Raw genomic sequence first — 19116 nt, 5'->3', positions numbered from 1 at the left:
CGACTCGGGTCGGGATCATAAAATCTCATGCATCTCAATATGTCGATACATGGCATCGTGGAGGCGGCCGCGGCGGGTGCTACCGAGCGGACGCTCGAGGGCCTGCTCTGGGAGCTGTGGCAGGGAGTCACCGACGCCGCCGCCGAGGCCGACGAGCAGCGCCTCGACGAACTGGTCGCGCTGGTCACCGGCGTACGGGAAACCGCGGTGGAGGGTGTGAAGATCGGTGGGCGGCGGCTTTTCGGTGATTTGCCGGTGTTCGGCGCGCAGATGCGGGAGGAGTGGAATCTGGTGCCGCCGGACGACCGCAGCGTCGAGTCGTGGACGCGGCTGAACAGCTTCGCGGCCCGCCTGACCGCCGCCGGCGTCGACTTCTCGCTGTTCGGGCTGTGGTCGATCGGCACGGCGCTGGAGACGTTCGCCAAACCGTCGGAGCACCTGCCCGCGGCCGTCGAGTGGTTCGAGCAGTGCGGCGCCGAGCTGGCCACCGCGACCCGGCATCGGCGCACCTTCGGGCCCGGGCCCGGCCGGCTGCACGAGCTGGCCGAGCGCGAGGGCCTCTCCGAGGGTGGCTACAACCTGCCGCGCTGGACGTTCTGGCTGAGCCGGCTCGAGGGGCTGGCCGGCGGCGGCGACCCAGTGGCCGTACGGGGTCTGCGGGCCGCGCGAAAGGCTGGCAAGCTCCTCCTACCCTGAGTGTCCATTCAGTAGCTCAGGGAGGCCGATGCGGTATCTGCGTGCGCTTCTCACCGGGGACACCCTGCTGCGCCTGGCCGCCGTCGTCCTGGCCGTCCTGATCCTGGCCCGCGCCCTGTTCTCCGGCTCGTCCGGCTGGTGGGCGGTGGTCGTGGTGGTGGCCGGCACGGTCGCGCTGTGGGGTGTCCTGTGGCTGGTCGGGTGGGTCAAACCGCTGCTGACCTCGGGCCCGGCGGAGGACAAGGCCGGCTGGCTGGGTCGCTCCCGTTCCCGCCAGGCCGCCGTGCTGGCCCTGCTGGTGCTGATCGTGCACGCGGCGATCACCGGCTACGTCGGCGTCGGCACGATCCTGATCGCCGTCGTGCTGGCCGTCGTAGCCACCCTGCTCACCGCCGACCTCAAGCTGGTCGCCCTGCTCGGCGGCATCGCCGTCATCTTCGCGCTGGCCACCGTGCTCGTGGCCGACATCTTCGCGGGCAGCACCGAGGCCCGGGCCCTGGGCGTCTCGGTGGCCGCCATCGTGCTGCCGATCGTCATCTCCGACAAGCTCGTCGCGCTGGTCCGCCAGCCCGCGCTGACCACCACCCACCACGCCGTGCTGGCCGTGCTGACCCTGCTGATCAGCTTCCTGGGCTGGACCCGCGCCGAGTGGCTGCCCGGCGTCGTGCACAACTGCTACACGCTGCCCACCTCGACCGGCATCACGGTGCTGCGGGCGACCACGGACGGCGACCGCTGCTACGGCCTGCTCGACACGGCCGACGCGGGCGTGTTCGCCGCCGACGCCTTCGGCCGCGACCCGGTCACCAGCACGCTGCAGCGCAAGATCCTCGAGCAGAACGAGCCGCTGAGCCGGGGCGACCTGACCGTCGTGTGGCTGGGCGCGCTCTCCTGCGAGCCGCTCAAGGGTGACCCGGCCCGCTGCGCCGACGGCCGCGACTACCCGTCCGAGCGCGACCAGCTGCGGGCCCTGCTCTACGCCCAGTCGCACATCGACGACACCACCGAGCACAAGCTGCACGTGGTCATCGCCGACGCCACCCAGGACGTCACGCACGCCGACGACGTGGCCAAGCTGATCATCGACCGCCGGCCCGCCCTGGGCGAGCGGGTGGTCGTGGTGGGCGGCGGGGACAGCCGCGACGTCACCCAGCAGGCGATCAACCGGCTGCTCGACGCTCAGATCCCGGTCATCGCGCCCAACCTGCTGGCCGACCTGGGTGGGCCGGGCGAGCCGTTCGTCAACCGGCCCGGCTATCTGCAGCTCGCCCCGTCGAACCTGCGCTACGCCCAGGACGCGGTCGAGCGGCTGGCCCACGCGTACCCGAAGGGCTTCCGGCTCGACGTCTACCAGCAGCCCAACCCCACCGACCAGTACACGACGTCGCTGGTCAACGACCTTCTTTCCGCCGTACGGGAGCAGGCCCCGGCCACCGCCCGGCACGTGCCCGCCCTGGACCGCCTCGACGACTCGGTCTGCCTGTCGGACAAGACCGCTCCCCCGGCCGTGCTCTACTTCGCCGACCGCTGGACCCGCTTCGCCGAGTTCGTGCAGCGCGTCAACGAGCTGTGCGGCCACTCCCGGCCCCGGCTGGTGATCGCGGACGTGTCGGTGAGCCGCTTCATGGCCAACTACCAGCTGCGCGCGGTCAGCACCGCCGACTGGCCGGTCAACTACAACGTCGGCGGGCCCGGATGCGCCGATCTCACCCCCGACGCGTACGGGGTCCTGGGTGCTCAGATCGAGAAGCACAGTTCCCTCGTACGGCTTGAGGGCCGCCCCTTCGCCTGCGCCGACCGCGCCAGCGGGATCGTCGACGGCCAGCTGCCCGACGCCTGCCCGCTGGACGCCTCGGTCAAGCTGACCAGCCGCCCGTGCCGCGCCAACGACCTGGGCACGTACCTGATCCCGGCGTGGGACGCGGTGCTGCTGGCCGACGCCCTGCTGCCCGCCAAGCCCCCGCCCGGCAACTCCCTGACCGCGCTCAACCTGCGCGGCTTCAGCCTGGCCACCGGAACCGTGGCCACTGTGGAGAACGGCGTGCTGCGTGACCCGACCATCGAGGTGCAGATGTGGCACGGCGCTCAGCTGAACGACCCCAGCGTGATCTGGGAGCGGCCCAGCCAGGAGCTGATGCTGCCCGCCGCCGGCAGCAGGTAGGGAGATCGTGTGGAGGTTGTGTGTGCTGCCTTCCGCCCGCGCCGGCCGTGAGCGCACGATGCGACCATGACATTCCTGTGGGAGACGGCCGACCAGCCGGAGGCTCCCGCCGTGGCGCGACTCCGGTTGTGGAGCCGTCGCGGCCTGCTCCGGGTCGTCCTCGGCGCCTCCGGCTGGCTGCTGCTGTTCCCCGTGTGGTGGCTCGGCCGCACGCCCGCGCTCGGCGGCCCTTATCTCGGCCTGGCCGTCTTCATGGCCGCCTTCCTGCTCGCCACGCTGGTGTCGACCGCGGTCATCCTGATCGCCGTGGCGCGCGGCTCGTGGGGTGTCGCCGCGGTCAGCCTGCTCCTGGCCGTCGCGGCCGGGATCGCCGCCGTCCCGCGCGACTTCGAGGCCAACTACGTCGACCACCAATACCGGACCCACCGCGCCGCGCTGGCCGGCCTGGCCGCGGACTACCGGGCCGGCCGCCTGCACGACATCGTGGCCCTGCCGGCCGACGTCCGCTCCCTCTCCCCGTCCGGCTACGCCTACGCCGGCGACAAGGTGCTCTTCGTCCAGCTCTGGCAGAACTGGCGAGCCGAATCAGGAACCGGCCTCGCCTACCTCACCGAGCCGCCCACCCCCGACACCCAAATCACCACCGCCTCAGGCGACTTCGGCCACGCCCAACGCGAAGTAGGCGACGGCTGGTGGTGGGTGGCTTAGCATGCCGCCGCGAGCCGGGCGGGTGGATGGGAGGGGCCGAACCGGTTATGGCGACGGCGGTTATCCGGTGTGGATCGGGCGCACGGCGAGCGGAGACGTCGGCTGCTTCATGGTCGACATGGCGATGCTCGCGGAGCCGGAGCCCGGCTCGTCCTGACGCGAAGGCGTTGCGGGGCGGCGGCGGGTGGCGAAGCATCGGAGTCGTGTCGATCGTGGGTATGGACGCCGTGGTTCCGGCCGGGCGGGTTGTTGTCGTCATCGATGTCATCCGGGCCTTCACCACGGCCGCGGTCGCCTTCGAGCGGGGTGCCACGGAAATCGCCTGTGCGGCGTCGGCTGATGCGGGGCGGGAGCTGCGGCGTAAGCACCCGGATCGGTTGCTGATGGGTGAGGTCGGTGGGCTCAAGCCGGCGGACTTCGACCTCGGGAACTCGCCGGCCGAGATGTCAGCGGCGCTGGTCGACGGTCGCCGGCTCATCCAGACGACCTCGAACGGCACCCGGGGGCTGGCCAAAAGCCCGGACGCGGCGGCGCTGCTGGCGATGTCGGCGGTCAACGTCGGCGCCACCGCGCGCTGGATCACGGCGAACCATCCCGGCCGGCCCTGGACCCTGATCTGCACCGGGCGGACGCGCGAGGACCGGGCCTGCGCGGAGTATCTGGACGGCCTGCTCCGCGGGGCCGCGCCGGGCCGGGACGACCTGGTCGCGGGAGTGCGGGCGGGCGCCGCCGAGCACGCGCGCGCCTCGGCTCGGTTTCCGGTGGCCGAGCGCGTCGACCTCGCCTGGGACCTGCCGTTCTGCTGCGACGTGGACCGGTGCGGTTTCGCGATGGTCGGTGCGGTCAGGGCGGATCACGTAGTGGTGCGGGCTGCCTAGACTCCGGTTGTGCGAATCGGTCGACGGCGCCTGGTCGCCGCTGGTGCGGGGCTTCTGCTGGTCGTCGTCCTCGCGGTTGCCGCGATTGCCCTCGTACGGTGGCGGGCCGCCGGCGAGTCGCGGGCGATCGCTCCGCCCGCGGGGGCGACCACGCCGCCGGGGTACGAGCGCGACGTCGCCGATCGGGCCACCCTCATCGCCCGCGGCCTGCGCAACGAGCGCGGCGAGGCCACCGTCCGCACGTACGCGATGCCGGCCGGCTCGCCGTGGCTGCAGTCGCGGCAGCTCGTCGCCACGCAGCTCGACCACTGGGAACAGGTCGGCGACTGCGCCGACAACCCCGCGGCCACGATCGTCGAGTGCGCCTGGCGCGAGCCGACCCGCTGGTGGCCGCGCGAGGTCAGGCTGACCATGATGCGCCTGGATCCGGGCACCTTCGTGATCGTCGGCTCCGGCGTGGGGGACTAGCTCGGCGGTCCGTCAGTAGAGGGTGTGAGTCTTGAGGAGGCGCTGGCCGAGTTTCAGCGGGTGTTCGGCGCGATCGTTCAGGGGCATACCGGAGTCGGTGCCGAGGACCTGGCCAAGGCCCTCGACGGGATGGCCGCCTACCTGGAGCCGGAGGAGTTCGCGGCGCTGCGGGTGCTGGGCGAGCTGTTGACCGCCTATCAGCATCGGGACGTCGCGACGCTGATGGGCTTGCCGGCCCGGCTGGCGGAGCTGCGGGCCCGGCTTCCTGAGGGCTCGCTGGTGCACGAGGAACTCGACGCCATCGGCAAGCTGGCCGACTACATGGCGCAGCACGTCACCCGGAAGCGGGGAGCTCGGTTCCTCCCGCCGCCGGAGGTCGGGGCGTCGGCGCCGATCGAGCTGGCGGCGCGGCTGCTCACGGCACGCGAAACGGTGGATCCCAAGGTGATCAACAAGCTACGCCGGGACGCCATACGGGAGAAGCTGTCGCCCATCGAGCGTGCCTTCCTGTTGGCGCAGATCGGGTTGCTCAGCAGTGCCCAGGACAACCCCGCTCAGGACTGGCTCGCGATCCGTGACTTCCGGATGGCCGTCCGGTTCGCCGCCGAGGGTGACCCGCAGCGGCCGCACTACCTGCTGATGCTGGCCGACGCCCTGCTCAACCGGGCCTGGGCGACGAGCCAGGCGCCGCGCGGGGTGGCCCGGCTGGTGACCCGGATGTCGCTGCGGCCGATGTCCGGCGCGCTGCGCGACGCGGCCGAGGGTATTGCGCTGCTGGAGGAGGCGCGGGAACTGGCGGGCTGGCCGGGGCAGCCGCATTGGGCGCTGATCTGCTTGCGGCTGGGTCTGGGCTATCGGCTGGCCGGGCGCAACGACGAGGCCCGCGCGGTCGGCGTCGAGGGTCTGCGCGGGCACATGTGGCAGGTGCTGATGCAGGCGCACACCGCCGCCGCCGCGGCCGTGGTGACCTGGGCGGCCACCGATGCGCTGGAGGTCGCCGGGTGGCACAGCGACGACGGGGACGCGGAGGGCGCGGCGGCGGCGCTGGAGGCGGGCCGGGCGTTGATCCTGAACGCGACGACCGAGACCCGGGACGTGCCGCGGCAGCTGGCCGAGGCGGGCTTCGACGACCTGGCCGGGCAGTGGGCCGCGCTGCCCGAGGGGCTCGAGGCCAAGCCGGCCGCGCTGCGCCGGGCGGTCTTCGAGCGGCTGGTCGAACCGCGCCGGCTGCTCGACCCACCGACCGGCGAGGAGGTGCGGGCGGCGCTGACCGCGGTGGGGGCCGACGCGCTGGTCTATCTCGTGCCGGAGGACGAGCAGGTGGGGCACGCGGTCATCGTCCCGGCGCAGGGCCCGGCGACGATCCTCGAACTGCCGGGGCTGACCGACCCGCCGGACAAGGCGACCGCGAGCCCGGCCGACCGCGAGCCGGAGCCGCAGCCCCAGCCAAAGCCGCAGCCGCTGGGGATCCGTGAGCTGGGACCGGCCGAGACGCCGGACGACGCCGACTGGGCCTGGACCGCCGCGATCGGGCCGCTGCTCGACGGGCCGTTCGCCGGGCGGGAGCCGCGGCTGGTGCTGATCCCGATGGGCGAGCTCGGCCGGGTGGCGTGGCATGCCGCGCGTTCGGCCGACGGATGGGCGATCGAGCGGGCCACCATCTCGTACGCGCCGTCGGCCCGGATGCTCTGCCGGGCGGCCTCGGCCGAGCCCAAGACGAGCGGCCCGGCCCTGATCGTGGGCGACCCCGACACCGGCGACGCCGCCCCCGACCTGCCCGGCGCCCGCGTCGAGGCGCAGACGATCCACGAACGCTTCTTCCCGCACGCCCGTTACGTCGGACGTCCCGCCGAGGGTGCCGACGGCCGGGGCAGCGCCGCCGAGGTCGAGGAGTGGCTGGCCGGGGACGACGCGGCGGCCGGCGGCGTGCTGCATCTCGCCTGCCACGGCGGGGTCCGCGACGACCAGGCCTATCTGCTGCTGGACGGCGGCGAGCAGCTCAGCGCCGACCGCCTGGCCACGGCGACCCGCAACGGACGGCGGCCCGGCCTGGTCGTGCTGGCCGCCTGTCGCACCGCCGTCTCCGGGCGCGGCTGGGACGAGGCGTTCAGCCTGGCCGCCACGTTCCTCGCGGCGGGGGCGGGCGCGGTCGTGGCGGCGCAGTGGAGCCTGCCCGACCGGGCGGTGTCCGAGCTGATGCTGCTCTTCCACGAGCACATCGCGGCCGGGGAGCGGCCGGTCGACGCGCTGCGCAAGGCCCAGCTGGCCTCGCTGCACCGGCCGGTGGCCGACTGGGCGGGGCTGATCCACTTCGGCCGCTGAGAACCGCCACCGGAAGCGATGCAGCGGGCGAGCCGGCCGCTGAGAACCGCCACCGGAAGCGATACACCAGGCGAGCCGGTCTAGCAGGTTTCCCGTGGGAGCGCTCCCGGGTATATCGAGCGGCGTGATCATGGCTTTGCTTCTCGACCTCGCCAACATCGTGGGCGGGTTCCTGCTCGCCATCTCGCTGCTGCGCCGGGTGCCACGCGCGGGCGACTCCCTGGGCCGCGCCGCCGACCGGGTGGCGCCGTTCGGCTGGATCGTCGGCATCGTGGCCCTCGTGGCGGGCGGCTTCTATCTGCTCGTGCACATCTTCGACGGGCCGCGCGTCTTCCACTTCGAGGTGGTCGGCATCCTCGTCGGTGTGGCGCTGCTGTGGGACCGCCTGACCAAACGCCGTACGCCGCCGGCGCTGCTGCTCGCGATCTTCGGCCTGATCGCCATTGTGGTCGGCCTGCAGGGCCTGGTCACCCCGGACTAGACACAGTCGATTGGCAGCCGGGTTTAAGATCCCGCGCATGAGCGCCTTCGACACGAGCGTGCCGCACCCCGCCCGCCGCTACGACTACTGGCTCGGCGGCAAGGACAACTTCGCGGCCGACCGGGAGTCGGGCGACGCGATCGCGGCCCAGTTCCCGGGCATCCGCACGGCCGTGGTCGAGAACCGGCGTTTCCTGCGCCGGGCGGTCACGTTCCTGGCCGAGTCCGAGGGCGTACGCCAGTTCCTCGACGTCGGCACCGGGCTGCCCACGGCCGGCAACACGCACGAGGTGGCCCAGCACATCGCGCCCGAGGCCCGCGTCGTCTACGTCGACAACGACCCGCTCGTGCTGGCCCACGCCCGGGCCCTGCTGACCGGGGCCACCTCCTACGTGGACGCCGACCTGCGCGACCCCGCCACGATCCTGGCCGAGGCCCGCAAGACGCTCGACTTCGACCGCCCGATCGCCCTGATGCTGCTGGCCGTGCTGCACTTCATCACCGACGACGACAACCCGTACGGGCTGGTCCGCTCTTTCGTCGAGGCCCTGCCGCCCGGCAGTTACGTCGCCGTCTCGCACGCCTCGGGCGACTGGCTGCCGCCCGAGGTCGTCGCGTCGATCACGTCCGGCCGTCACGGCGCGGGCCGGCTGCGCTCGCAGGCCGAGGTCGCGAAGTTCTTCGACGGCCTCGACGTGCTGCCGCCCGGCGTCGTCCCCCTCCCCCAGTGGCGCGACGAGGGCCCCGACGCCGCCGAGGTCTCCATGTACGCCGGGATCGCCCGGCGGCCCTAAGCTCGGCGGCGCCGGTATTCGGCCACCACCAGGTCGGTCAGCTCCTCCAGGGACGTGTCGGCGGCCCGCTTGTCGAAGGCGATCCGCCCGTGTTGCAGCAGGTTGACGCGGTCGCAGACGTCGAGCACCTGTGCGTAGTTGTGGGCGATGATGATCACCGAGACCCGGCCGCGCTCCTTGAGGTCGCGGATCAGGTCGAGGATCATCGCGCCCTCCTTGGCTCCCATTGCCGCCAGCGGCTCGTCGAGCAGCAGCACCCGGGCGTCGGAGTAGACCGAGCGGGCGACCGCGATGGCCTGCCGCTGCCCGCCCGACAGCTTGGCCACCTCGACCCGTACGTCGGGCAGGTCGACACCCATGTCCCGCAGGTGTTCCTCGGCCCGGCGGCGCATCTTGCGGTTGTTGAGCAGCGGCCACCGCACGAGCTCGCGGTTGAGGAACATGTTGTGATAGACGGACAGCTCGTTGACCAGCGCCAGGTCCTGATAGACGGCGTCGATGCCGAGCGAGCGGGCGTGGTCGACGCTGCGCAGCGTGACCTCGTCGCCGTTGACCAGGATCTGGCCCGTGTCCGGCCGGTGGAAGCCGCACAAGATCTTGATCAGGGTGGACTTGCCGGCGCCGTTGTCGCCGATCAGGCCGAGCACCTCGCCCGGGTCGACGTGCAGGGTGACGTCACGCAAAGCGGTCAGCGCACCGAAGCGCTTGGCCACCGCGCGCACCTCGAGAGCGGCCGTGCTCATGATCGCCCCGCCCTGCGCAGCCGGGACAGATACTGGTTGGCGATCATCGAGACCAGGATGGCCAGGCCCAGGATCAGGAAGATCGTGTTGGCGCTGTAGCCGATCAGGTTGAAGCCGTTCTGCAGTTCGGCCAGCACGAGCGCGCCGAGCAGGGCCCCGATGATCGTGCCGGAGCCGCCGGCCAGCGCGGTGCCGCCGATGACCGCGGCCGAGATGGCGGCGAAGGTCAGCGTCGTGCCGCCGCCGATGTTGGGGTCGATCGTGTTGATCCGGAACGCTTCCATGATCCCGGCCAGGCCGCCGAGCGTACTGGTGATCATGAAGTTGCCGATTTTGATGCGGGAGGCGCGGATCCCGGCCTCGGTGGCGCCGACCGGGTTGCCGCCGACCGAGATCGTGTGCAGCCCCCACCGCGTGTTCGTCAGGATGATGTGGAACACCGCGACGATGAGGATCGCCCACGTGATGCTGGCCCAGGGACCGGCCCCGAGCCACGTCTGGAATGTGCCCTTGGCCGCCTCGGGGATCGGCACCGGATAGGCGTGCGAGGTGATCAGCAGCAGGCCCTGCACGGCGAAGAACGTGCCCAGTGTGACCACGAACGACGGCACCTTGAGCTGGGTCACGATGAAGCCGTTGATCAGGCCGATGCCCGCGGCCAGGGCCAGCGCCAGCAGGAAGGCGAGCAGCACCGGCACGCCGTAGAAGTCGATCGCGAAGTGCAGCAGGAACGGCGCGAACGCGGCCACGATCCCCACCGACAGGTCGATCTCGCCGCTGACCAGCAGCAGCACGATGCCCACGGCCACGATCGCGGTGGGCGCCGTGGCCTGGGCGATGTTGACCAGGTTGTCGCGGCTGAGGAAGACGTCGCTGGTCGCCCTGAAGTAGAACATCAACCCCAGGGCGACCAGCAGCACGCTCGCCTCGCGCCGGCGGACGAAGCCGTCGAACAGGGCCCGGCCGACGACCGGGAGCCCACGCGCGGGGGCGGCGGTCTCACTCATGCGCGATCGGCCCGTTCCGGGGCACGAGAACCTTGTCGGTCGTCGAGCCCTCGTACCGCGTCTTGGTGTTCTGATAAGGCGTGACGTTGTCTTTGGTGACGAACAGCAGGCCCGTGTTCGTCTCGCTGGGCGCGATCAGCCCGCCCGACAACTTGTAGAAATAGAGGAACAGCACCGGCAGGAAGCCCTGCATGTAAGGCTGCTGGTCGATCGTGTAGTCGAGGCTGCCCTCCTTGATGCCGGTCAGCGACTCCGGGATCAGGTCGAAGCCGCCGGCCACCTTGAGGCTCTTCGAGCGCATGTTGTACTTCTTCGCGACCTGCCCGATCGAGGCGGTCGAGCCCGCGTCCACGGCGAGCATCCCGCTCAGGTTCGCGTGACCCAGCGCGTACGCGTCGATGATCGAGAGTCCCTTGGTGACGTCCGCGTTGGTCGCCACCGGGGTGAACGTCACCGGCTTGCCCGACTCCTTGAAGGCCGCCTGGGCGCCGTCGATGCGGGGCTGGATGTTGAGCGCCCCGGGCGTGGCGATGAAGCCGGCCACGTCGCCCGAGCTGACGGTCTGCAGCGCCCGCTGGCCCAGGGCGTAGCCGGACTCGTACAGGCCCTGCCCGATGTAGGCCAGCCGGTTGGTGCCGGGGTCGCCGCGGGCGCCGTCGGCGTTGTAGGACACCACCGGGATGCCCGCGTCGAGCGCCTGGTCGACCGGGGCCCGGAAGGCGTCCTTGTCGACGACGGCCACGGCCAGCCCGTCCGACTTGGCGCTGATGGCGGTGTTGAGCGCGTTGACCATCTCGCCCACGATCGAGTTCTGCGAGCCCGTCCACTGCGGCTTCTCGAGGCCGAGCAGCGTGGCCGCGTCCTCCATCCCGTACTGGGTCGGGGTGAAGAAGGGGTTGGTGGTGACGTGGTTGACGAAGGTGAACTTCCATTTCGGGGTCTCGGGGAAGTTGCCGAACGCGCCCGCCGCGCTGGCCTGCTTGTCCGGGCTGCACGCGCTGAGCAGGGTGCCCGCGGCCAGCGAGGCGCTGAACAGGCCGGCCCCGGTCAGCAAGCGCCGCCGCGAAGCAGCTGGGAGATCCAATGTGGATACTGCCTCTTCGACTTTCTCGTTCATCTCAGCCTTTCGCTTACGCGGTGCCGAATTGGTAGACGGTGGTCGACGTGAGGACCTGCCCCGGGCGGAGCACGGTCGAGGGGAAGTTCGCGTGGTTGGGCGAGTCCGGGAAGTGCTGGGTCTCCAGGGCCAGGCCGTCACCCTGGCGGTAGGCGTGACCGCCGGTGCCGTACAGGGTGCCGTCGAGGAAGTTGCCGCCGTAGAACTGGATTCCCGGCTCGGTCGTCGCCACGGTCAGGGTGCGCCCGCTGCCCGGATCCGAGACCCGCGCGGCGACCTGCAGCCCGCTGCCCCGGCGGTCGAGCACCCAGTTGTGGTCGTAGCCCCGCCCGAACACGATCTGCTGGAACGTGCTCCGGTTGCGGGCGCCGATCGCCGTGGGCTTGCGGAAGTCCATCGGCGTGCCCGCCACCGCGGCGAGCGTGCCGGTCGGGATCAGCGTGGCGTCCACGCATCGCCTTCCTCGCCGTCCTTGCTGACGTAGGTCAACCGCAGCCCGTCCGGCACCGGCGCGGCCGTCCACACCCGCTTGTCGAAGCCGGTGGTGCCGCCGTGCAGGCTGTTGGGGTCGTTGTTGATCGGCAGTTGGTAGGTCCGGCCGTCCAGCGTGAACTTGCCCTTGGCGATCCGGTTGCCGTAACGGCCGATCAGCGCGCCGAAGTAGGCCGGGTTCTTGGACGTGACGTAGCCGTCGAGGGTGGCGAAGCCCAGCGTGATGTTGGCGAGCTTGCCGTGCCGGTCGGGCGTCTCGACGGTCTGCAGAATCCCGCCGTACGTCAGGATCCGTACGCGGAACTTGCCGTTGGTCAGCGTCCAGCGGTCGACGGCCCGGCCCCCGACACTGCCGTACGGCTCCTTGGTGATGCTCGGTTTGCCGCCCGCCTGCGACGACGATGCTCCGGCCAGGCCGAGGCCCAGCGCGAGCAGCAGGACGATTCCGGCACGGACGAGCGCCGTCGGGGCCGGGCGGGAGGTGCGATGTGAAGTTGGCATGTCGCCTCGTCTCATGGGACAGGACGCCACACCGCCACGGTGTGGCGGGAGCAGCCTGCGCCGGTTCCGGAGAGGACGACCGGATGCCGGCTCAGACGAGACCGGCTCGGGGAAGGAGCACGGTCGAAGACAACGAGTTCGATCCGGACCGTAAGCACGATGGTCGATCGGGGCCTATCCCCCGATCGACCATCGCTTCTCACCAAAAGGTGAACGTGAACATGTGTTATTCGGCGTCGCTCCGCAAGGTCTCGAGCGCGGGCCGATCCCAGTCGGCCAGGTCGGCGGCGGCCAGATAGGTCGAGCGCAGGAACGTCAGCAAGGTTTGCTCCGGATCGGCGGAGCCGGCCACGGTCTCGTACGGCAGCACGCATTCGCGCAGGTCGTGGTCGTAGAAGGCGGCGTTGCGCTCGGCATAGCCCGGGGGCTCGGGATAGGCGTACGCGTAGAAGGCGCCCTCGTCGCCCCCGCCGGGCCAGAAGCCGAAGCTGGCCAGCTCGTGCGAGTAGCCCTCCTGCATCACCCACGGCGGGCAGTTGGGCGCGCCACCCGGATGCGGCGGCGCCTGCCGGCCGGAGAAGCGGGTGTACGCCAGGTCCATCGCGCCCCAGAAGAAGTGGACGGGACTGGCCTTGCCCACGAACTCGCTCCGGAAGCGCTCGAACACCCGCTGGGCCTGCAGCAGTTGCCGCCAGAACAGCTGCGCGGCCACACCGTCGTACGAGCAATGGGTCTCGTCCTCGGCGAAGGGGATCGCGGACTCGACCTCGTTGGGCACGGCGTGGATGCTCGGCTCGATCCCCAGCGAGGCCAGGGCCCCCATCGTCTCGGCGTAGAAGGCGGCCACCGATTTGGGTTCGAGCTTGACCCCGGCGGCCCGGCCGTCACTCGCACGGATCCGCAATTGATGCTCGACGAGGTCGAACTCGACGTCGAAAATTCCCTCCCCGTACGGGATCCCCGACGTGCTCAGGCCGCGCGCGGTCGGGTAGAGCGTGACGTGCCACCAGTGGTTCACCGGCGGCGCGTACGCCATCCGCACCTTGCCGACGATCTGCGTCCACATGTGCAGCGTGTCTTTGGTGCCGGTCCAGTCGGCCACCCGCAGCCGGGGCCACTTCGCGTTGATCTCGTCGCTCACCGCTCAAGAGTAGGTTGACGCCATGGGTGAACGGGTCGAGCTGGGACCGGCGCAGGAGACGATGCTGATTCCGCTCTACGGGCGGGCCGTCGAGACCCGCAAGGCCCACCCCCTCGTACGGGATCCGCGCGCGGTCGACCTGGTCGAGTCGATCGACTACGACTTCGCCAAGTTCGACGGCGGCCGCAGCCTGGCCGGCTCGGTGCTGCGCGGCATGGTGTTCGACCACTGGGTCGCCGACTTCCTGCACGACCACCCCCACGGCACCGTGGTCGAGATCGGCGCGGGTCTCAACACCCGGTTCGAGCGGCTCGACAACGGCTCCTGCCACTGGGTCGACCTCGACCTGCCCGATTCGATGGCCCTGCGGCGCAAGTTCTTCACCGAGACCGACCGGCGGGTGATGGTCAGCGGCTCGGTCGTCGACGGCGACTGGCTGGAAGTCGTCCGCCGGCAACCCGGGCCGTACTTCTTCGTGGCCGAGGCCGTGCTGATCTATCTCAGCGAGGCCGACGCGCGCACCTCGGTGGCCCGGATCGCCGCCGAGTTCCCCGGCGCCCTGATCGCCTTCGACACGTGGGGCGAGTGGATCATCCGCAACCAGAAGCGGCACGACGCGCTGCGCAAGATGTCGGCCTCGCTGGAGTGGGCCTGTGACGACCCGCGGGCACTGAAGGCTTGGCACCCGGGCCTGCGGCTCGTCGAGACCGCCACTGTCGGCGCGCAACCCGACGTGCTGCGGCAGCTGCCCCGGGCATACCGGATGATCATGAGGTTGATCAAGCTGCTGCCGCAGACCCGCGCCTACCGCCTCAACCTTTATCGGACGTGACAGTCGGGTGACGGCGCTCCAGAGCCGCCCCCTCGACGTCGACGTTGGGCAGCAGCCGGTCCAGCCAGCGCGGGATCCACCACGCCGAACGGCCGAGCAGGTGCATGACGGCCGGGATCAGCAGCATGCGGACGAGGAAAGCGTCGGTCAGCACGCCGAAGGCCAGGCCGAAGCCGAGCGAGCGGATGATGGCCGTGTTGGAGAAGATGAACCCGCCGAAGACCGCGATCATGATGATGGCCGCCGCGACCACGACCGTACGGCCGGCGTGCACACCCTGCCGCACGGCGAGCCGAGCCGAGGCGCCGTGGGCGTAGGCCTCGCGCATGCCCGACACCAGGAACAGCTGGTAGTCCATGGCCAGCCCGAACAGGATGCCGATCAGGATCGTGGGCAGGAAGCTGAGCACCGGGTTGGGGTCGTGCACGCCGAAGACGCCGCCCAGCCAGCCCCACTGGAAGATCGCGGTGAGGCCGCCGAACGTGGCGAACAGCGACAGGATGAAGCCCAGCGTGGCGGTCAGCGGCACCAGGATCGACCGGAACACGAAGATCAGGATGATCAGCGACAGGCCCAGCACGAGCCCGAGATAGCCGGGCAGGGCGTCGGCCAGCTGCTCCGAGATGTCGATGTTGCCGCTGGCGCTGCCGGCCACCCCCAGCCGTACGTCGGTGGGCAGCGGCGACAAGTCACGCAGGTCACGGACGAGCTGCTCGGTCGACGAGCTGGACGGGCCGTCCTCGGGGATCACCTGGAAGGCGAACAGCGTCTTGTCCTCGGACTGCCCGATCGGCGCGACCGCGACCACGCCCTTCTGCGCGAGCAGCACGTCGGCGATGCGCACCTGCTCGCCGACCACGCGGGCCTGCTCGGTGACCGGCTGCGGGTTGTCGGCCACCACGAGCAGCGGCCCGTTGACGCCGGCGCCGAACTTCTCCTCGATCACCTTGTACGCCTGGTACTGCGTCGAATCCTCGGCCTCGGAGCTGCCGTCGGGCAGGCCGAGCCGCATCGACAGGGCGGGCACGGCGATCACGAGCAGGACGGCCAGGCCGCCGATCACGGTCAGCACCGCACGGCCGGTGCTCATCGGGGTGCTCGGCCCCTGGCGGTGGTGCGTGTGGCCGATGGTGGCGCGGGCCTTGCGGCTGAGGATCCGGGTGCCCAGCAGCGACAGCAGGGCCGGGGTGAAGCTGACGGCCAGCAGCACCGAGACGGCGACGCAGATCGCGCCGACCGTGCCCATCATGCCCAGGAAGCCGATGCCGGTGACGTTCAGCGCGAGCAGGGCCACGAGCACGGTCGAGCCGGCGAAGACGACCGCGTTGCCCGAGGTGCCGTTGGCCAGCCCGATCGACTCGTGCAGGTCCACGCCGTCGAGCAGCTGCCGCCGGTGCCGGTTGAGGATGAACAGGCAGTAGTCGATGCCGACGGCCAGCCCGAGCATGACGCCGAGCACCGGGGTGATCGAGAGCATCTCCACGACGCCGCTCAGCGACAGCGCCGCGGTGACGCCGATGCCCACGCCGACCAGGGCGCTGACGATCGGCAGGGCGGCCGCGACGATCGCCCCCAGCATGATCATCAGGGTGATGGCGGCGATCACCACGCCGGCCACCTCGCCCACGCCGAGGATCTCGGGCACACCCTGCGTGAGGTCGTTGGAGAACTCGGCCTCGACCCCGTCGGGCACGCCCGCGCCGACGTGGTCGACGACGCTCTCCTTGGTCTCGGGCGTGACGTCGAGCCGGGCCTCGGTGAAGACGACCTGCGCGACGGCGGCCGTGTTGTCCTCCGAGACCGTACGGACCTTGGCCGACATGTCGATGAGCTGCTGCGACTGGTCGAGGGTCGTGGCCTGCGCCTCGAGCTGCTGCTCGGCCACCTCGCGCTGCGCGGCCGGAAGGGCGGCGACCTGTTCGCGGCCGGCGTCGAGCTTCTTGCGGCCGTCGTCGATCTGCGCCCGCTGCTCGGCCAGCTGCCCCGCGGTGGCGAACGGGTCGACCGTGTTCGCCACCCCGTCCAGGTCACGCGTGCTGACGAGCAGGTCGGTGATGCCCGTACGCTGCGCGTCCGTGAACGCGGACCCGTCGGCGGTGTGGAACACGATCGCGCCGTTGCCGCCGCTCGCGCTCGGGAACCGCTCGGCCAGCTTGCCCGAGACCTCCTCGGTGGCCGTGCCCGGAATGTTCACCTGCGACGACAGCACCCCGCCGAACGCGAAGTAGCCGGTGACGGAGAGGGCCAGGATGACGAGCCAGACAGTCAGGACGGTCCAGGCGCGGCGGGCGCAGAAGCGGCCCAGGCGGTACAGCAGTTCAGCCATTGATCCGGTTTTCTCGTTGGGGGGCGTTCAGTAACCGGTACGGATGTGATCGATCAGTCGGTCGAGCAGATGGTGCCAGTGAGCGCGGGATCTCTCGTCGGTGGTGGCGCCGGTGTCGGCGATCCAGTGGTGGGCGATCACCTCGGTGCCGTGCATCAGCGAGCTGACCAGCAACTCGGCCTCAAGCGGATCGCGATCGGCGTGACGCTCGGCGAGTTCCCGGGCGAGTTCCTCCGTCGTACGGGAGAAGGTCGCCTGGAAGATCTGCTGCGGCCGGGGGTCGTCGGCGCTGAACCCGCCGAGGGCCTGCCACAGGAACGCGATGATGCCCGGCACGTCGGTCGCCCGCAAAGCAGCGGAAACGACCTCGAACATCTCGGCCCGGCTGCCCGCCCCGGCCGCGCTCTCGCTGACCTGCCGCCGGAACGTGTCGATGACCACCCCGAGCACCTCGGTGCAGGCGGTGGTCACCACGTCGTCGATCGAGGCGAAGTGGTTGAAGATCGTCCGTCGTGACACGTCGGCCCGCTCGGCCAGCTGATCCACACTGAACCGCGCGGCGCCGCCCTCGTCGATGAGGGCCTTGGCCGCGTCGAGGATCGCCCGCCGGTGCCGGGCCTTGAGCGCCGCCCGTCGATCCGCGTTGACCACCACGATCGTTACACTAAATGCAGCGTTGCACTCCGTGCAAATTGGTCGCCGTCACGTCACATCGAGTGACGGCCACCGGGCCTGGGCCCAGCCCGGCGGGGGCTCGGGCAGTTCCCCGCGCAGTTCGGCGGCGTCGGGGACCTCGAACAGCGTGCGCCACAGGTCGAGGTCGGCTTCGACTATGGGAAACGTGGTGTGCGGCGCTGTGTCCTGCCGGTGGGCGACCCGGGCAAGCTGGGTTTCCCGGTCCACGGGCAGGTAAACCACTTCGCACGATGCGCCGGCTTGCTGGGCCAGCCAGTGCAGGGCCGAACGTTCGTCGCGCGACCACAACCCGAAGTCGAGCACGACGTTGGTGCCCAGCCGCAGCGCCTGCAGGGCCACCGTGATGAGCCGGCCCTCCACCAAGAACCGCTTACCGTCCGGCTGCACCCCGTCGAACAACGAGATCATCCACTCGTCCGGGGTCAGGCGCAGCGCTCGGCGGGTCGCCGCTAGTTCCTTGGCCCGGGTCGTCTTCCCGGCACCGGGCAGCCCCACCATGAGGAAGAGCCGGGGCGGGGTCGGTGCTTCGTGACGCGCCGGCACGGGAAGCGCCACAGAGCCGCTCCTGGACGCGGACGCCCGCTCGGGCTCGGTCGCCGCGGCTAGCTTGTCGGCGACCGTGAGGAAAGCCCGCGCTTCGTTATGATCGCCGAGGCTCAGGACGTGCAGGCCGGTGGAGACGATCTCGGTGCAGGCCCACTGCCGGACAGCCTCCGGGTCAGCTCCGGCGATCCGGCCCAACTCCCGGCAGCTGTCAGTCATCGCTTGCCATGCCTGCCGAGGGTCGCCGGCCGCGAGTCCGTCCCGCCATTCCTGCACGCCGCGCGCCAGGATTACGCCGAGGTCGTGCGCGGGTTCGGAGACGAGCCCCGACGGGTCGACCAGCCGGAAATCCGTGCCCGACTTCCGCAGGGTGTTGAGGGCGTGCACATCCCCGTGCACGAGCACCGCCCGGCCGGGCTCGAAGGCGGCCCCCCGCAGGGCGGCGCAGCGAACAGCCAGCTCGACGGCCGCCTCCGAACAGGGCCGGCCCAGCGTCTCCCACATCGACGGGATGAACGCCGCATGCCAGCGAGCCGCTTCGATCCAGGTCGGCAGTCGGCCGTGGTCCTCCACAGGCCGCCAGCCCCGGGCGGCGGTGCGAGCCAGCAGCTCCAACTGACGGGACGCAGGCCGGCCCAGCGCAGCCAACGGCGGCCCAAGACGTTCCAGCAGCAGCGCCCGGCGCGCGACATCGTGCCGAAGCAGCCCCACATACGGGTCACCCCCGCCGAGCTGCAGGGCGACTAGTTGCCGGTCGTCCCCCGGCGGAATCGTCACTTTGAGAACGGCCGGCTTGCCGTCACGGGTTGCCGCCTCGGCGACGTAGGCGGCCCGTCCGCCATCGAGCCGGGCGCCGATGGTGATCGACCAGTCGGCGGCCAGGCTGTCGAGCAGGGCGGGCAGCCCGGTCAGCCACTCCTGTCCGGCCGGCCCGGCCGCCCGAAGCGACAGCGCGAGTCGCGCGGAAACAGGAACGCCTCGCCCAGAAAGAGAAACGTCTTGCCCGGAGACGGACCCGTCTCGTTCGGGATCAGGCACTGCCCGGTCGAGGCCGGACGGGTGCGTTCGATGGGTTGGCAGGTGTTGCTGCGACACAGATCGCTCCCCGGATCACACAGGATGACCCGGCAGCCGCGCACTCGGGCTGCCGGCGGACACCGATCCGGCGGTGAGAGGCCGCGGTCACGACGACCGCGGGACCGCCGCTAAGC

19 protein-coding genes are annotated in these 19116 nt (G+C 71.0%); 10 read left to right on the top strand and 9 right to left on the bottom strand.

Annotation, left to right across the window (positions count from 1 at the left end; genetic code table 11):
- Window positions 1-39: 39 nt before the first annotated feature.
- The 9 genes from JKJ07_RS15690 to JKJ07_RS15655 all read left to right on the top strand — a co-directional run bounded on the left by JKJ07_RS15690 (window position 40) and on the right by JKJ07_RS15655 (window position 8507).
- Entirely contained in the window at window positions 40-696 is a 657-nt protein-coding gene (locus JKJ07_RS15690; RefSeq protein ID WP_202992251.1) for a DUF3632 domain-containing protein, read from the top strand.
- A 28-nt stretch (window positions 697-724) separates the two neighbouring features.
- Window positions 725-2857 (top strand): hypothetical protein, encoded by a 2133-nt coding sequence (locus tag JKJ07_RS15685; RefSeq protein ID WP_202992250.1) that lies wholly within the window; start codon window positions 725-727, stop codon window positions 2855-2857.
- Window positions 2858-2923: 66 nt separating this feature from the next.
- Entirely contained in the window at window positions 2924-3565 is a 642-nt protein-coding gene (locus tag JKJ07_RS15680) for a hypothetical protein (RefSeq protein ID WP_202992249.1), read from the top strand.
- A gap of 1 nt (window position 3566) precedes the next feature.
- Complete coding sequence (locus JKJ07_RS52520; RefSeq protein ID WP_498370753.1) at window positions 3567-3722, top strand: DUF4241 domain-containing protein; 156 nt, start codon at window positions 3567-3569, stop codon at window positions 3720-3722.
- 46 nt (window positions 3723-3768) lie between these two features.
- Complete coding sequence (locus tag JKJ07_RS15675) at window positions 3769-4443, top strand: 2-phosphosulfolactate phosphatase (protein WP_202992248.1); 675 nt, start codon at window positions 3769-3771, stop codon at window positions 4441-4443.
- A 9-nt stretch (window positions 4444-4452) separates the two neighbouring features.
- On the top strand, window positions 4453-4911 hold the full coding sequence (locus JKJ07_RS15670; RefSeq protein ID WP_202992247.1) for a hypothetical protein: 459 nt from the start codon (window positions 4453-4455) through the stop codon (window positions 4909-4911).
- A 24-nt stretch (window positions 4912-4935) separates the two neighbouring features.
- Entirely contained in the window at window positions 4936-7233 is a 2298-nt protein-coding gene (locus tag JKJ07_RS51735) for a CHAT domain-containing protein (RefSeq protein WP_202992246.1), read from the top strand.
- Window positions 7234-7363: 130 nt separating this feature from the next.
- Window positions 7364-7714: a hypothetical protein gene (locus JKJ07_RS15660; protein WP_236028993.1), complete on the top strand. Its 351-nt coding sequence runs from the start codon at window positions 7364-7366 to the stop codon at window positions 7712-7714.
- A gap of 37 nt (window positions 7715-7751) precedes the next feature.
- Entirely contained in the window at window positions 7752-8507 is a 756-nt protein-coding gene (locus JKJ07_RS15655) for an SAM-dependent methyltransferase (protein ID WP_202992244.1), read from the top strand.
- Here JKJ07_RS15655 and JKJ07_RS15650 read toward each other — a convergent pair.
- The 6 genes from JKJ07_RS15650 to JKJ07_RS15630 form a co-directional block, all read right to left on the bottom strand.
- Window positions 8504-9250, bottom strand: a complete 747-nt coding sequence (locus tag JKJ07_RS15650) for an ATP-binding cassette domain-containing protein (RefSeq protein ID WP_202992243.1) — start codon at window positions 9248-9250, stop codon at window positions 8504-8506. The genes JKJ07_RS15655 and JKJ07_RS15650 overlap by 4 nt on opposite strands.
- Window positions 9247-10257 (bottom strand): ABC transporter permease, encoded by a 1011-nt coding sequence (locus tag JKJ07_RS15645; protein ID WP_202992242.1) that lies wholly within the window; start codon window positions 10255-10257, stop codon window positions 9247-9249. The genes JKJ07_RS15650 and JKJ07_RS15645 overlap by 4 nt, the downstream gene beginning before the upstream one ends.
- Window positions 10250-11374, bottom strand: a complete 1125-nt coding sequence (locus tag JKJ07_RS15640) for a sugar ABC transporter substrate-binding protein (RefSeq protein WP_202992241.1) — start codon at window positions 11372-11374, stop codon at window positions 10250-10252. Before JKJ07_RS15640 ends, JKJ07_RS15645 begins: the two co-directional genes overlap by 8 nt.
- Before the next feature lie 13 nt (window positions 11375-11387).
- The gene (locus JKJ07_RS49825; RefSeq protein WP_307834279.1) at window positions 11388-11825 is read right to left on the bottom strand and encodes an aldose epimerase family protein; all 438 of its coding nucleotides are present in this window, start codon (window positions 11823-11825) and stop codon (window positions 11388-11390) included.
- Window positions 11810-12367 carry an aldose epimerase family protein gene (locus tag JKJ07_RS49820; protein ID WP_236028992.1) on the bottom strand — a complete coding sequence of 186 codons (558 nt, stop codon included), beginning with the start codon at window positions 12365-12367 and terminating at the stop codon, window positions 11810-11812. The genes JKJ07_RS49825 and JKJ07_RS49820 overlap by 16 nt, the downstream gene beginning before the upstream one ends.
- Before the next feature lie 226 nt (window positions 12368-12593).
- Window positions 12594-13508, bottom strand: coding sequence for a DUF5996 family protein (locus JKJ07_RS15630; protein WP_202992240.1), 915 nt, complete (start codon window positions 13506-13508; stop codon window positions 12594-12596).
- Between the two features lie 22 nt (window positions 13509-13530).
- Between JKJ07_RS15630 and JKJ07_RS15625 the strand changes: the two genes are divergently transcribed.
- Window positions 13531-14340: a class I SAM-dependent methyltransferase gene (locus JKJ07_RS15625; protein WP_202992239.1), complete on the top strand. Its 810-nt coding sequence runs from the start codon at window positions 13531-13533 to the stop codon at window positions 14338-14340.
- Here the strand turns inward: JKJ07_RS15625 and JKJ07_RS15620 are convergent.
- Genes JKJ07_RS15620 through JKJ07_RS15610 form a run of 3 tightly spaced genes read right to left on the bottom strand, consistent with a single transcriptional unit; the run spans window position 14321 to window position 18943 of the window.
- Window positions 14321-16666 carry an MMPL family transporter gene (locus JKJ07_RS15620; protein ID WP_202992238.1) on the bottom strand — a complete coding sequence of 782 codons (2346 nt, stop codon included), beginning with the start codon at window positions 16664-16666 and terminating at the stop codon, window positions 14321-14323. The two genes, JKJ07_RS15625 and JKJ07_RS15620, sit on opposite strands and share 20 nt — an antisense overlap.
- Window positions 16667-16693: 27 nt before the next feature.
- Window positions 16694-17320 carry a TetR/AcrR family transcriptional regulator gene (locus JKJ07_RS15615; RefSeq protein WP_202992237.1) on the bottom strand — a complete coding sequence of 209 codons (627 nt, stop codon included), beginning with the start codon at window positions 17318-17320 and terminating at the stop codon, window positions 16694-16696.
- 48 nt (window positions 17321-17368) lie between these two features.
- On the bottom strand, window positions 17369-18943 hold the full coding sequence (locus JKJ07_RS15610; RefSeq protein WP_202992236.1) for an AAA family ATPase: 1575 nt from the start codon (window positions 18941-18943) through the stop codon (window positions 17369-17371).
- Window positions 18944-19116: the final 173 nt, after the last annotated feature.

The organism is Paractinoplanes lichenicola (genome assembly GCF_016785085.1).
Classification (GTDB): domain Bacteria; phylum Actinomycetota; class Actinomycetes; order Mycobacteriales; family Micromonosporaceae; genus Actinoplanes; species Actinoplanes lichenicola.
The sequence above is the reverse complement of the archived record's forward strand: the minus strand, read 5'-3'. Positions and strand labels throughout refer to the sequence as shown.